This is a genomic window from Streptomyces sp. NPDC059832 (assembly GCF_042731715.1).
Taxonomy (GTDB): domain Bacteria; phylum Actinomycetota; class Actinomycetes; order Streptomycetales; family Streptomycetaceae; genus Streptomyces.
Window position 1 is genome coordinate 109,239 of sequence record NZ_JBHWIY010000026.1, and the last position, 13,430, is coordinate 122,668.

The following is a 13,430-nucleotide window of genomic DNA, read 5'->3' on the forward strand; positions in this document are numbered from 1 at the left end:
CACAGGTTCGCCGGGTTGTTCAGGCCGCAGTTTCGAGAGGGCGTCCGAGATCCCCGCATCCCCGAGTGGGCAGGGACGGAAGACGGGCGTGAACACCCGTCGCAGGCAGGGCCGTTGTCGTGTGGTCCGGCATGCAGACGCGTGCACGTCGTGGCATGGGGCAGGCCGGGTGTTCTTGCGGTCGGGTGGTCGTCTCGTGCCGGGGCGGGAAGAAGGAGCACGCCTGCCCACACCGGTTGTGGTCAGGAAGGTCGGGGTGCGGCCGTGGGGGTTCGTTCCGACCCGGTAGACGCCGTGTTCGGGATGGAAGGCTCACGGCGGCCGCGAAGCCTCTTCGCGGGTCTGGCCGAAATTCCCGGTCGTGCAGAGTCACGCGAACGTCCCGATCGACGGTGGGCGTCGGCACGTCCGCGGCCCTCGATCGCAACCGGAAGCCCTTCCCCCGGAGCACCTGCATCTGGAGGGGAGACGACAGTCCGGCGCCAAGGACCACGTCGCGCGCGGTGACATCGTTGGCGATCATGTAGCCGACGATGTGCCCGGAAGCATCGCCCGGCGCGATCCGCCGGCCAGCCCGGCCGATCACGACGGCCAGTTCGATCCCGTAGTCGAGGGCCGCCGTTTCGGGCGGTTTGACCAGCGGGTCGTAGGGCCCGCACACGCTGTCCGGCAGCTTGAGGAAGAGCACGGGTTCGGCGGGCGTCGCGAGGTCACCGAGCACCGCGTGGGAGTGCAGCGGATAGTCGAACCCCACGGCGATTACTTTGCCGGGGCGGGGCACCGGCCGCCCGAGGCGCACGCCCGCCCGTGCGATCCGGTGCTCCGGACGCTGGTGATGGCCGTCATCGTGCCGGAGGGCGACCGCCTCACACAGCTGCTTCAGCGCGGCGGAGTGATAGGCGAACCGGTCATGCCCCAGCGTGCGGCGTCCGCCTCCTGGCGCACCTCGACCAGCTCCTCCTCCGCCGCCGCCCGCCGAACGCGGCAGCAATCCGCTCCTGCGCGACCGGCGTGCTCGGGCAGTCAGGAACTGTCAGTACGTGATCCGCATGGTGGTTGTCCCGGTGCTGTCTACGCCTCTGCGCCCGCGCTCAGAGACCGCGCCGGCACCCATCGCGCTTTCGGCGCAGCGTACGGACTGCGAGGGGCCGGAGCCGGACAAGACGAGCTGCTCGCCGTCCTCAATCGGAGCGGGCCGATGAGGCCGGTCTCTGGTCAGCGTTCCAACCTCGCGCGGTCAAAGTCATTCCTCTGAGGCGTGCCGCTCGGTCGCGTCGAGATACGCGTTGATGGCGTCGTGGTTACGGATGAGATAGCGGATCTTCTCGGCCATCCGATCGCGTTCGTACTCAAGCCTTTCGACCATGTCGGGCGTGATGTAGGGCATGTGGATTGTCTGGGGCTCATTCAGGCACGGCAAGATCTGCCTGATCACGCGTGTGGGGAGACCGACGTCGAGCAGGCCGCGAATCTGGTGCACCCGGTCGACTAGGTGCTCGTCGTACTCACGGTAGCCGTTCGGCATGCGGTCTGGCTCGATCAGGCCCTGCTCCTCGTAGTACCTCAGCAGGCGAATCGGGGTGTCTGTGCGCCGGGCGATCTCTCCGATCTTCATCGGTCCCCTCTCGTGCGGCATGTTCGATTTGACCCTCACATAGGTGTGAGCCTTCAGGGTTGAGTCTATGGACACTCAGATCCGCACTCAACGTCGTCCCGGCAGGGCCAAGGCGAGCTCGTCAGAGCGACTCCCACTCTCCGGGCTCCTGGCGCTCGCCACGGCCGGATTCATCACCTTGCTCACCGAGACAATGCCCGCCGGGGTGCTTCCCACCATGGCGCGGGACCTGGACGTAACCATCTCGGCGGCAGGACAGAATGTCACCGTGTATGCGATCGGCTCGCTGATCGCGGCGCTCCCGCTCATGAAGGCGACTGCGGGTTGGCCGCGGCGTCGATTGCTGTTGGCCGCTGTCGCGGGGTTCATCATCTCAAACACTGTGACGGCGCTGTCGAGCAACTTCGTGCTTACCCTGGGATCACGGTTTCTCGCCGGGGTGGTCTCTGCGCTCATCTGGGCGCTGCTCGCCGGATACGCGAGGCGTATGGTCGCACCGCATCGGCGTGGTCGCGCACTGGCGATCGCCTCGGCGGGCACGCCGGTCGCGCTCGCGCTAGGTGTTCCGGCGGGTACGTTCCTCGCGCAAGTGCTGGACTGGCGCATCTCGTTCGGCCTCATCAGCGTTCTCACAGTCGTGCTCGCCGTCTGGATCCGACTGGCGATCCCTGAGTTCGCAGGCCAAGCGCGTGGTGAACGGCAGCGGCTGCTGGGCACGTTCCGGCTGCCCGGTGTTTTCCCGATCCTGGCCCTGACGTCGGCGTACGTGCTGGCTCACAGCATCATGTACAACTACATCGCGCCGTTCCTCGGGCCGATCGGCCTCGGAGATCGCGTCGATGCTTTGCTCCTGACCTTCGGAGCGATCTCGTTGATCAGCATCTGGATCACCGGGGCGTTGATCGATCGCCATCTGCGCCCACTGGTCATCGCGAGTTGCGTCTTGTTCGCTGTCGCCACGCTGGCGCTCGCACTGTTCGCGGCACTTCCCATGCTCGTATTCGTGAGCGCGGCGATCTGGGGACTCGCGTTCGGCGGTGTCGCAACGCTCCTCCAGACCGCAGCCGCGGAGGCGGCGGGAACAGCCGTCGACGTCTTGCAGTCCCTATTCGTTACCGCCTGGAACCTCGCTATCGCAGGCGGCGGCATCGTCGGCGGCATCCTCCTCAGCACCACGGGGTCCCACGCTCTGCCCTGGGCAGCACTCACCATCCTGATCCCCGCCCTAGTCGTTTCCATCGCCGCGCATCGACACGGATTCCCCGGGTCGGAGCGGCGCCGCGCCCGAGAGGAATCCGCATGACACAGCCGCACGCAATCGGCCCGGTTCTCCCGAAGCTGCTCCGGTGACAAGTGGCTCTCTGTAGCGGATGAGACGCACTCGTCGCTTACCTGCGGAAAGGCCACGGCGGGGTGATGCTCATCGGCCACGAGACCTTACACAGCCTGCTCGCCCGCCACGGCGTCACTTTCCAGCGCACCCAGACATGGACGGAATCCCCCGACCCGGACCGCGAGGCGAAGCTGTACCGGATCGAGGAGGGCCTTCACCGCTTCCCGGACCGGGTCTTCGCCTTACGAGTTCGGCCCGCTCGGGACCCAGCCCACCGCGGGCGACCAGGTGGCCTTCGCGGGCAGGGTGGCCGGGTCTGCGGTTGCCACGACCAGGCGGATGTTTCCGTCGGGGCCCCACCAGGCGGGATGGGCGTCGGCGGCCCACCAGGTCTCGGTGTGCCCGTCGCGGAAGGTTCGCTCGATGGCGGTCCAGTCGCCGGGATGCTCGGGGTCCGTCCGGGGCAGGGCCCCGGCGGTGTTGGGGGGTGCAGGCGTCCTTGCCGTAGGCCCAGGTGCCGTGGCTCAGTTTGAGCGCCATGACGAACGGCGGTCCCGCCTCGCCGAGTTGTCTCTGCGGAAGCTGTCCTGGTCCCCGTAGGCGCAGCCGGCGGCCATGGCCCGGAAGGCCACCCCGGTGGCCTTGGCGGTGCGGGCGAGTTCTGTGGCGATCCGCAGTTTCGTGCGGAAGCCGGGATCGCTCCTGCCCTTGGGGAAGTGATGGCCGGGGCTGTAGGGCACCGCGTGCAGTGGGTAGTAGAGGTTCTCATCAGCCCAGCAGGTGGTCACCGTCACGATGCCGTTGTCCGTCTTGCCCAGCCACTGCCGCCCGATGTGCGCGGTCGCCTTCCCGTCCTTGCGGTCCCCGGAGTCGTCGATCACCAGCACCCCGTCCGCGTGTGGCGCGGTCGCGGGATCCGCCAGTCCTGGTCATGTCGGTGATCAACGGTGCGGTCCGCAGGGCGGTGTCGTCGGTCACGTCCACCTGCAGGGCCCGCATGGGTGCACCACCGGCACCGGCGAGGCGGTGTACCAGTCCCTGGGCCGCTTCAAGGCGTTAGTCGGCTACCACGATCTGGGCAGCCCGGCCGCCACCCGCACCGCTACAGCCCCCATCGCACCGGGTCCGCCGAGTGTCAGTATCCTCATCCGCTCACTCCTATCTAGTTCGTTACGATCGAATGCTATACGATCGGTATTGAAGTGGGCAATCGTTGATGGAGGAGGATCATGACCGACCGACAGTTCACGGACCCGGCTCAGCGCGGACCAGGGGTGGTGCTGCAGGCTCATGGCACCGTGCAGGGTGACGCCGTGCGCGGACGTCACGTATCCGTCGTCATCGTCGGTGCGGGATTCTCGGGGCTTGGCACGGCCATTCGGCTGCTGCAGGAGGGCCACCGGGATGTACTGATACTGGAACGGGCCGATGAGGTCGGTGGCGCATGGCGGGACAACGCCTATCCCGGGTGTGCCTGCGACGTTCCCTCGCGCCTGTACTCGTTCTCCTTCGCGCCCAACCCGGCGTGGAGCCGGCGCTTCGCCCCGCAGGAGGAAATCGAGCAGTACCTGAGGCGCTGCGTCGACGAGTACGACCTGATGCCGCGCCTGCGACTCGGCTGCGAACTGCAACGCGCCGCCTGGGATCCTGAGCGGCAACGTTGGGACCTGCGGACCAGTACGGGCCCGCTCACCGCCGGGCTGCTGGTCCTGGCTCAAGGTCCGCTGTCGGAACCGGCCGTTCCCTCGTTTCCCGGCCTGGACGAGTTCACCGGTGAGACGTTCCACTCTGCCCAGTGGAGGCACGACCTGGATCTGAGCACCAAGCGGGTGGGAGTGATCGGGACCGGCGCGAGCGCCATCCAGTTCGTCCCCCACCTGCAGCGCGAGGCCCGGCAGGTGACCGTCTTTCAGCGAACTCCGCCCTGGATCGCGCCGCGTCGTGATCGGACGATCCCGCAGTGGCAGCGACGCCTGTTCCGGCTGGCACCGCCGGTAGAGCGACTGGCTCGCGGCTGGGAGTACGCGGCCCGGGAAGCCACGTTGCCGGCGCTGCTCGGCAACCGCACCATGGCCGCCTTCGGCCGGCGCGAGGCGCTGGCCCATCTGCACCGCCAGGTCGCGGACCCGGAGTTGAGGGCCAAGTTGACCCCGGACTACGAACTGGGTTGCAAGCGGGTTCTGCTGTCCGACAATTACTACCCGGCACTGGGTCAGCCCAATGTCGACGTGGTCACTGATCCGATCACGCGCATCGTGCGCGACGCGGTGTTCACCACGCCCACCGGCGCGGCGCAAGACGGAGATGCCAACGCCGAGCACCCGGTGGACGTGCTGATCTACGGAACCGGATTCCGCGTCACCGACGCCACCTACTCGCAGCACGTCATCGGTGCCGACGGGCGGTCCCTGCACGAGGTCTGGCAAGGCAGCCCGCAGGCCCACCTCGGTACGACCGTCGCCGGATTCCCGAATCTGTTCCTGATGGCGGGCCCCAACACCGGCGTGGGACACACCAGCCTCATCTACATGATTGAGTCACAGATCGACTATCTGCTCAGCTGCCTGCGGCTGATGCGCAGCCGAGGCCTGGCCGCCGTGGAGGTGCGTGCCGAGGCCCAGCGCGCATTCAACGCCGAACTGCAGAACCGGATGGCCCCAACCGTCTGGGCCGCGGGCGGCTGCGTCGGCTGGTACCAGGACCGCACCGGTCGCATCACCTCCATCTGGCCCGAGCCGACATGGCGGTTCCGCCGCCGCACCCGAACCTTCGACCCGCGGCAGTACGCGCTGACCGTGGAGTACGACGCCCCGCCCGCGTCTGTACCCGTCGGACCTGGCCACGCGGACTCCTGAGGGCTGGGTTCAAGATCGTGACGCATCCTCGTGCCCGCAGTAACCGGAGGATCCTGCTCAAGGAGGTGCTCGTGCCTACCTCGCTGAGCCGTACCCCGGCCACCCGCCTCTTCGCTGCCGAAGCGCTGAGCGCCGTGCTGTTCTCGGTGCCCATGCTGCTGGTCACCACACCCGGCCACATCAGAGTGCCCGACTGGGTCCAGTTACTGGGGCTCGGCCTGCTGCTCACGATGATCGGTGCCGTCGTGCACGCTTGGCGGTTGACCATCGCCGACGAGCTGATACCCCATGGGCGAGCGGACATGGCGGCCGGAGGAGTCGAACGGCGCCTGCGTGAACAGTTCAGAGCGGAGCGACGGTTACGCCGACTGCTGGTTCTGTATCCAGCCGTGCTGGTGATTCTGCTGCCGGTCCCCGACACCTGGGTGGCTTTCTGGTTCTGGTCCACGCTGCTGGCCGCCGCATCCGGGCTGATCTCGCTCGGCCTGCTGCTGCGTGCCGCCGGCCGTCATGGGCGCCCGTGATCAACGCCGATGGCAGGGGCGCGTGGCATCTCGTCGGTGTACGCGACATGGCAGTCGGTCCGCACTGCGCCCGTGCCGATGCCGTGGGCCAGTCGGGCGACGGCTGCCGGGTCATGGCTCCGGTGCGGGTACGCCAAGCCGAAGGCCTGGCCCGCGAGTGCGTGCTGTGGCGAGGGCCATGGCCCTCCCGGTCATGTGAAACGGTGCGGCCGCCGCTCGCGCCGGGTTCCCTTCGGACTCACTGCGGGCGGTGCCCCGAGATGGTCGTGTTCGCGAAAGAGGCAAATCTCTTTCCTGATGCCTCGATTGGAGATGCGGCTGGGCGGCCACCGATGATGCGGGCCGGAGCAGCGTGTTCGGGGTATGGGCGGTCGGCAGGGTGTCCGACGCGAAAGCGCTCGTGATCACCACTGCAGGGCAAGGTGCGGCGGCTGCGTTCGTCCTCAATCATGACCTGGTCGCGCAGGACATCGAGCGTGCCGTGGAGAACAGCAGCCCCTGTTCGGGTATGAGCCCCGTCAGCTTGCTGGCGGGGCTCATGCGCTTATGTGGTGCGGTTTTTCCCGGGCCGGGACAGTGAGAGGGCCCGGTTGTCGCGTCGGGTGGGCGCAGAGTTCCACTTTCCCGGGTGGTGCAGGGTTGTTGGCATGCTCGAAGTGGTTGGTCAGCCGGGGTTCGAGGGCATTTCCTCAAGCCGGTTGCGCGGCCTCGCCGTTCCCTCGGCCGGTTCGGTGTACCGGTCGACGCGGGTCGAGATGAAGTCCAGGGTGCTGCGCAGGAGTCCGGCCCGGCCGCTGAAGTGGTAATAGACCAGTCCGGTCGACACTCCGCGCCTCTGCGGTGACGTTCTCCACCCGGAGAACGCGCACGACCTGCTGGACGATGCTGCGGATGGCGGCACAGAGGATCTGGATTCTGCGGTCGAACATGGAAGGGCTGGCACCGGCAGGGTCGTCATACCGAGGACCCCGAGAGCGGGAACAGGAGTAGTGTGACGGGCTGCCGACGGATTTTCGCCGGCAAGAAGTCCGGCAAGAAGTCCGGCAAGAAGTCCGGCAAGAACGACTTGCGCCCCGAGCTGAAGGTGTGTCACGCCTTCTTCGCCCGTCGGCGACATCCCCGCCCCGGTCCCCCTCGCTCACCTGTACGGGCGCTCAACATGGTCGCCGAGCTCCGCGGGCGAGGCATCGGCCAGTCCCCGCACGAGGTGCTCTGCACTGCCACGCCCGGCGGGCACCTGGTTGGTATGTGCGAAGAAGAAGGCCCGAAGTTGAAGAGGGGACCGGGCCGGGACCGTCTCCGTTCTGCGCCCCGTCCCGGAGATCCGAGTCGTACGTCGGGAGTGCTGGGTGCGGAAGACGCGAGCGGAGCTCGGCGGCGTACTGCCCCCTGCGAGCCTGGTACTGGCTCAGGTCCCGCACAGCGGGCGGACTGCCTTGATCCTGCGGGCCGACTTCCCGGCCAGAGTGCGTAAGGCGCGGTTCCAGGTGGCGCATGTCCGCTCGATGCCGACCTGGTGAGCCGAGGGAGAGCGATGATCCACGCCTTGGAATCCAGCTCCGCGCTCACCCGTTGCGCGCCGCCCTGCAGACTCAGTCGGGTCGCCCCACTGGGCGGGGACGGAGATGTACACCGTTGGGCCTGCTGAACGGCGCCGTCGAATCCAGTCGGCCGCCGAATCGAGGCCGTTGCCGAGCGCGGGGGAGGACTCCTGGCACCGGTCTGCTGCTTGCCGATACGCACTCAAGCGTTGGCGATCTGCCCGACCGCTTCGCTGTAGAGGCGAAAGAGGTGGACGTGCTGCTCTTCCGCTGCGCCGACCTTCTCGAGCCGGTCCAGGAGCTCCCAGCACCGTGCGACGAGTCGGCGTGCCTCGGTCCCCGGCCAGGGCTGGGGGAGAAGTTCGGGCGGCAGAAGAGGGTCGGGCTCCATGGCGCGGGTGAATTCGGCGGCTAGTTCGACCGCGATGGTCAGCTGCTGAGGACTGGAGAGGCCTGCCTTGTCCTGGAGTTGGCGCAAGCGCGGCTCGGTCACGGAGGCGAGTCGCCGATAGCGATCGGCGATCTCGTCCCGCGGCCACAGGGTGCGGGCAAGCACCGCCGGATCGCGCACATCGCCCTGACGCAGGTCGTCGGTGGTCAGGAGGGTGAGGCGGTCGAGGATGCCGAGCCGGCGAGCCTCGTCCTCGACGTAGGGTTCCCATGCGTTTGCGCTGACGTAGAGACCGCCTTGGACTGGGGCGCCGCCGAGCCGGGTGAGTGCGGTGCGCAGTGTGTCGCGCGCTGTGCGAGTGGCTTCGGGTACAGCGAATGCGACCAGGTGCCAGGTGCCGTCCCAGGGGGCAAGGCCCGCGTCCTGCCGGAAGGCGTGCGTGACGAACTCGATGTCGGGCCCCAGAGCCTGCTTGGTGGCGCCGGTTGCCCGCAGCAGTGCTTTGCGCCCTCTGCCTTCCTGGACGAAGCGGCCTTCGGCTACCAGCCGCTTGATGCACAGACGCACCTGCTGGTCGGTCATGCCGAGTAGGGGGGCGGCGGCGTAGAGCTCGCCGGCGTCGACGGTGTGGTCGGTACGGAGCAGCGCCTCGACGAGCATGCGGGTGGGGACCTGGACGGGTGCTGTCGGCGTGTGGAGCGGATCGGTCTCGGTCATGAAGTGGTGGGCCTTTCTGGTACGTGAAGGGTGCGGCGCTTCGTGGTGACCGAGCCGAACCTCGGCAGGTCGCGCAACCAAGGGGTGTGCTCGGTATGCACGAGACGGTAACCGGTCCCTCGTACAGTGTCCTGGCGCGGGGGTTCACGTCGAACACGTCCAGTCTGGTCTCCCGCCGGCAGTGCTCCGCCGCCAGTGCGGCCACCTCCTGCGGGAGGGGCTGCCGATGTCTTCGCCCAGGGCCTCGGTGGATACCGCGATGCCGTCCGACATCAGCCGGCCGGGGCGGTACCACCGTGGTGACGGTGGTACCCCCGTACCCGGATCTGCGCGTGTTGCCCGTTGCGTCGCGCGGTCCGCTCGCCGATGGCGACGCTCCGGCGTGCCTCTCAGCCGTTCGGGCCCTGCTCCATGAGCTGGGAGTGTGCCTCTCGCTCACGCGTCGGCCTGGGGCCGTTGAGGCACTGCCCGGGTCTCCTGGGTCTTGAAGTCCGTCGCATCCCCTGAACCGGAGTGTTGCGGCGACCGTTGGAACGGATGGATCTGTGAGGCGAGCCTTTCGTATGGTGCGGTCAGAGCCGGAAGGTCCGTACGACGAAGGTCTGTCCGGCGACCGAGGGCCAGCTCGCCCAGCTCCGGTCCGCGGCCGGGGCGGGTGCGCCGACCCCGTCCGGCAGGCCGGCTGCGGTGGACACCACGCGGAGCGGCAGGGGGCCTTTGCCGCGGGTGCGGATGACGACGTCTATGCCGTCGGTGGGCGGGGCGGCGTAGCTGAAGCTCCAGTTCCAGCCGCCCTGTGGGTGCTTGGGGCCGCCGGCGAGCTTCGCACCCTCGACGGTGGCGTCGAGGATCTGGTGTGCGCCGGTGTCGGCGTGGACATCGATGGTGTGGGCGTTGGCGGGGGCCTGGATACGGACCCGGACCGTACGTACACCGCCGGCCTCGACGGCCGAGGCGTTCTTGGTCAGCGGTGTGTCCAGGCGTGCGGCCTCGGCCGCTCCGTTGGCGAGCGCGACGCCGGCCAGCGGGGGGACGCGGTCGTCGTAGCGGGCCGGTTCGCCGGTGAGGAGCTTGCCGATGGCGGGCTGTGAGGTGTCGCCGAGGCTGACCCAGGTCGCCTTGTCCGTGTCGGACTCCAGGACGTATCCGAGGCTGACCGGCCGGGGCTCGTCGGCGCTGTAGCCGTCGAGGGCGGTACCCACGACCAGCGTGCCCATACCTGCCACCGCCACCGCGAGCATCCCGGCGGTGACCGCCCGGCGCGGGGGGAGCGGCTCCAGGAGGCTCGGCAGCAACGCTGCGAGCAGTGCCGCGAGGACCAGTGGGGCGGCGGTGAGCGTCAGCCCCAGGGCGGGCAGCAGCAGGAGTACGACCGGCAGGACGAGCGCCACAACCGGGAGTGCCGTCACCGCTGCGGCCATCGCCCGCCACGGGGAGTCCGCCGGGGTGAACCGCAGTGTCACGGCGACGAACGCCAGTCCGATCAGCGCCGGCCAGGTGAAGAGGTAGGCGGCCCCGGGCAGCAGCACCGCGCAGACCATGGCGAGCAGCGCGAACCAGCCGAGTACACCCACCACGATGTCCAGCGGTGAAGCCTTGCGGCGGGCCCAGCGGTACCAGGCGACGAGCAGCACCAGGAGGAGCAACGCCTCGCCCCACGCGTACCGGCCGAGGTGGAACATGCTGCCCTCACCGAGCACGAAGTCCGGTCGGGCCAGTCCCAGTGCCCACCACCCGGCCAGGCCGATGACCGCCGCGCCGATCAGCGTGAGCGGGAAGGTCAGGGCGGCCCGTCCGGCCCCGTCGGGGGACAGCCCGTGGCGTCGGCCGAACCACAGCAGCAGCGGCACGCCCAGGAGGGTCATCACGGCGAGCGGCAGGACGAGCCATGCCGGGTATGACACGACCGTGCCGAACAGGGAGAAGTACGTGGCGTCCGGACCGCTCTGCGAGAGGTCCGACCCACCGAGCTGACGGATCGCTCCGAGTGCCGCGTCCCCCATGTCCTGCACGCTCGCGCGGTCGAGCCGGGCGATGTCGTCGTGGGCGGTGTGGTAATGCGCGGAGCCGTCCATGAAGGCGAAGTTGAGACCCCGCATGCCGGCCTCGTCGAAGACGGTCAGGTCGGTGTCGTTGGGCAGTTGGTCGTAGATCGCGGCGGAGAACGACGTGGTGAGTGCGCCGGAGGCCCGCACGGCGGGGGCGAGACCGGTTCCCGCCATCTGGAACATCATGACGGGTCCGGAGGGGCCCCGGCCCTCCATGTTCACCACAACCGTTTGCCGGGGGGCGGCGGCCCGGCGCGTTCCGGCCTCCGCGTCGACGAAAGCCTGCGCGCCGAGCAGCCCTTGCTCCTCGCCGTCGGTGAACAGGACTTCGACGTCGTTGCGTAGCTGAGGTCCGGCCTTGAGGATGCGGGCGATTTCGAGGATCGCGGCGACGTTGGAGCCGTCGTCGGCAGCGCCCGGGGCGATCGGCACCGAGTCGTAGTGGGCGACGACAAGGACCCGGCCGGTGGATTTCTTGCCGGGGATCGTGGCATGGATGTTGGAGACGGACCCGACGATGGCCGGGTTGTCGTCGGCCCTGGAAGGAGCGACCCGGGTCTGGACCTCGGGCCGCAGTCCCAGCTTCCGCAGCTCACCGACGAGATACTCCCGTACGTCCGACTGCGCGGCCGAACCCGCCGGGTGCGGGACCTTCGCGATGCTGCCGAGCCGTGCAACCGCACGGGCCGCCGAGAAGTCGCCGGCGGGGGCGGAGGCCGGCCGGGGCTCGACAGTGCGCAACGGCAGCATGGCCGCGACAGCGGTGAGAAGCAGCAGCAGAAGGGCGGCCAGGGCCGGTGCCCGTCCGTGTATCTTGGTCATGACCTGCACGGACATACCTCATAGCAACAGTGGGATGGAGCAGGGGGGCGGGTGCGCGCCGGGCCGCCGCGTCGGCAGTGATGATTCGCAGCCCGACGGCGTGGCGCCCACCGGCGTGGCCGCGCAGCCAGATCCGGTCGGTGTCCGGCGAATGTCCCGGAGACGATGAAACTGCCCGAACCGGTCTCGGCAGCCCCGCGACCTCAGTGACCTCGGCGTCCTGGTTCGGGTCCTATGGACCGTCCCAGAACGAGCTGAGCAGAACGGCGAGCTCGTCGACGCGCTCGATCTGCGGCATGTGGCCGGTCCGGGGGAACAGGTGGGTGCGCGCCCGGGGGAGAGCGGTCGCGGCGTTCACGAGGTGGGTGGCCGGCAGGATCCGGTCGTGGGTGCCCCAGACGACGAGCGTGGGGATGTCGAGCGTCGAGACCTCGGTGAGCAGCTCCTTGCGCCAGCCGCGGCGTACGCCGCGCCACGAACCGAGGGCATGGGACTGGCGCCGGAACGTCCGTGCCGCCCCTTCGCGACGGGAGAGCGCGAGTGCCAGGGCGACCCGTTCGGGCGTGGCGAAGGCCGGGTCGTAGAAGATGGAGCGCTCCGACAGCAGCGCGCTGTCCGCACGGGGACGCAGAAGCAGCCGCCAGAGCAGCGGAAGGTCGAGGATGCGCAGGGTCCAGGTGACGTCGCGGCCGAACCCTGCGCTGTTGAGCAGTGCCAATGACGCCACCCGCGCGGGGGCATCAGCGGCGAGCCGCATCGCGACGGCTCCGCCAAGCGAATTGCCCACCACATGGGCGCCCGAGGGAACCCCGAGCACGTCCAAGGCCCCTTCGACGTGCCGGGCCAGTGCCGCGAGGCTGCAGTCGGGCAGGGCCTGGGACTGCCCGAAGCCCGCGAGGTCGATGGCGATCAGCCGGTACCCGCTCAGAGCGGCCCGCAGCGGCTCCCAGTCCTCCAGGCTTCGGCCCAATCCGTGCAGCAGGATTACGGGCGGACCAGTACCCGTCGCGGCGTAACGGACGCGACGTCCCCCGACCTCGACGAACTCTGTCGCCTGCACGCCGACTTCTGGTTCCAGCGATTGCATCGAGCATCTCCTCGTTTCAGCGGGTTGGGGTTATGTCGGTGATCACGCTGTCGTGGGAGGCGTTGTTGTCGGAGAGGTGGGGCACGTGGCGGGCCAGGTCGAGGAAGAATCGTTCGGGTTCGATGACGGTTTCGGGTGGATGGACGCCGGGTCGGCCGCTGGTGCCGTCGAGGAGTTGAGCGAGTCCCAGGGCCAGGGGGATGCCGGTTGCTTCTGCCATGTCGTTGATCAGTGCCGACATGCCGGATGTCTCGGCGAGCCGGGCCAGGACGGTGACGGGCCGGCCGTTGCTGGTGCCTGTGGCTGCGGCGAAGAACGGTGGCAGTGTCCGGGGGCCCTTGAGGCTGATGGCGCTGGTGGTGGCTCGTAGTACGCGTGAGACAGAGGGTTTGGCCAGGTCGGTGGCGGCGGTTTCGTTGGTGAGTTTGCCGGCGTCGATGTCGCGGCGAAGGACGTCGAGGTAGGCCAGTGTGCCCGGGGTGATGATCATGAGGTTG

11 protein-coding genes and 2 pseudogenes are annotated in these 13,430 nt (G+C 68.7%); 5 read left to right on the top strand and 8 right to left on the bottom strand.

What is annotated here, in order from left to right; translation table 11 throughout:
- Positions 1–19: 19 nt before the first annotated feature.
- Both ACFV8T_RS33505 and ACFV8T_RS33510 read right to left on the bottom strand, forming a co-directional pair.
- Positions 20–991: a fumarylacetoacetate hydrolase family protein gene (locus ACFV8T_RS33505; RefSeq protein WP_385334925.1), complete on the bottom strand. Its 972-nt coding sequence runs from the start codon at positions 989–991 to the stop codon at positions 20–22.
- Between the two features lie 252 nt (positions 992–1,243).
- Positions 1,244–1,615 carry a MerR family transcriptional regulator gene (locus ACFV8T_RS33510; protein WP_385334927.1) on the bottom strand — a complete coding sequence of 124 codons (372 nt, stop codon included), beginning with the start codon at positions 1,613–1,615 and terminating at the stop codon, positions 1,244–1,246.
- 67 nt (positions 1,616–1,682) lie between these two features.
- Here ACFV8T_RS33510 and ACFV8T_RS33515 point away from each other — a divergent pair, with 67 nt between their 5' ends.
- A complete protein-coding gene (locus ACFV8T_RS33515) occupies positions 1,683–2,918 on the top strand; it encodes an MFS transporter (RefSeq protein WP_385334929.1) in 1,236 nt (411 codons plus the stop codon).
- A 77-nt stretch (positions 2,919–2,995) separates the two neighbouring features.
- Positions 2,996–3,251, top strand: a pseudogene (locus ACFV8T_RS33520) (IS630 family transposase); the annotation flags it as partial.
- Positions 3,252–3,472: 221 nt separating this feature from the next.
- On the opposite strand, the gene ACFV8T_RS33525 reads toward ACFV8T_RS33520, so the two are convergent.
- On the bottom strand, positions 3,473–3,871 hold the full coding sequence (locus ACFV8T_RS33525; RefSeq protein ID WP_385334959.1) for a transposase: 399 nt from the start codon (positions 3,869–3,871) through the stop codon (positions 3,473–3,475).
- Positions 3,872–4,177: 306 nt separating this feature from the next.
- On the opposite strand from ACFV8T_RS33525, the gene ACFV8T_RS33530 reads away from it, so the two are divergent.
- A complete protein-coding gene (locus tag ACFV8T_RS33530) occupies positions 4,178–5,803 on the top strand; it encodes a flavin-containing monooxygenase (RefSeq protein ID WP_385334931.1) in 1,626 nt (541 codons plus the stop codon).
- A gap of 71 nt (positions 5,804–5,874) precedes the next feature.
- The gene (locus tag ACFV8T_RS33535; protein WP_385334933.1) at positions 5,875–6,327 is read left to right on the top strand and encodes a hypothetical protein; all 453 of its coding nucleotides are present in this window, start codon (positions 5,875–5,877) and stop codon (positions 6,325–6,327) included.
- 664 nt (positions 6,328–6,991) lie between these two features.
- Here the strand turns inward: ACFV8T_RS33535 and ACFV8T_RS33540 are convergent.
- Positions 6,992–7,153, bottom strand: coding sequence for a hypothetical protein (locus ACFV8T_RS33540; protein ID WP_385334935.1), 162 nt, complete (start codon positions 7,151–7,153; stop codon positions 6,992–6,994).
- Positions 7,154–7,676: 523 nt separating this feature from the next.
- On the opposite strand from ACFV8T_RS33540, the gene ACFV8T_RS33545 reads away from it, so the two are divergent.
- The gene (locus ACFV8T_RS33545; RefSeq protein WP_385334937.1) at positions 7,677–7,847 is read left to right on the top strand and encodes a hypothetical protein; all 171 of its coding nucleotides are present in this window, start codon (positions 7,677–7,679) and stop codon (positions 7,845–7,847) included.
- A gap of 223 nt (positions 7,848–8,070) precedes the next feature.
- Here ACFV8T_RS33545 and ACFV8T_RS33550 read toward each other — a convergent pair whose 3' ends face one another.
- From ACFV8T_RS33550 to ACFV8T_RS33565, 4 genes and pseudogenes are all read right to left on the bottom strand, one after another.
- A complete protein-coding gene (locus ACFV8T_RS33550) occupies positions 8,071–8,976 on the bottom strand; it encodes a PaaX family transcriptional regulator C-terminal domain-containing protein (RefSeq protein WP_385334939.1) in 906 nt (301 codons plus the stop codon).
- Positions 8,977–9,548: 572 nt separating this feature from the next.
- Positions 9,549–11,846, bottom strand: coding sequence for a M20/M25/M40 family metallo-hydrolase (locus tag ACFV8T_RS33555; protein WP_385334941.1), 2,298 nt, complete (start codon positions 11,844–11,846; stop codon positions 9,549–9,551).
- Positions 11,847–12,078: 232 nt separating this feature from the next.
- Positions 12,079–12,933: an alpha/beta fold hydrolase gene (locus tag ACFV8T_RS33560; protein WP_385334943.1), complete on the bottom strand. Its 855-nt coding sequence runs from the start codon at positions 12,931–12,933 to the stop codon at positions 12,079–12,081.
- A gap of 16 nt (positions 12,934–12,949) precedes the next feature.
- Positions 12,950–13,430 (bottom strand): annotated as a pseudogene (locus tag ACFV8T_RS33565) (saccharopine dehydrogenase); the annotation flags it as partial.

Bases quoted from the DNA above. Each gene is read 5' to 3' on its own strand.
- ACFV8T_RS33510 (WP_385334927.1), bottom strand. From the start codon at position 1,615: ATGAAGATCGGAGAGATCGCCCGGCGCACAGACACCCCGATTCGCCTG.
- ACFV8T_RS33515 (WP_385334929.1), top strand. From the start codon at position 1,683: ATGGACACTCAGATCCGCACTCAACGTCGTCCCGGCAGGGCCAAGGCG.
- ACFV8T_RS33530 (WP_385334931.1), top strand. From the start codon at position 4,178: ATGACCGACCGACAGTTCACGGACCCGGCTCAGCGCGGACCAGGGGTG.
- ACFV8T_RS33550 (WP_385334939.1), bottom strand. From the start codon at position 8,976: ATGACCGAGACCGATCCGCTCCACACGCCGACAGCACCCGTCCAGGTC.
- ACFV8T_RS33555 (WP_385334941.1), bottom strand. From the start codon at position 11,846: ATGACCAAGATACACGGACGGGCACCGGCCCTGGCCGCCCTTCTGCTG.
- ACFV8T_RS33560 (WP_385334943.1), bottom strand. From the start codon at position 12,933: ATGCAATCGCTGGAACCAGAAGTCGGCGTGCAGGCGACAGAGTTCGTC.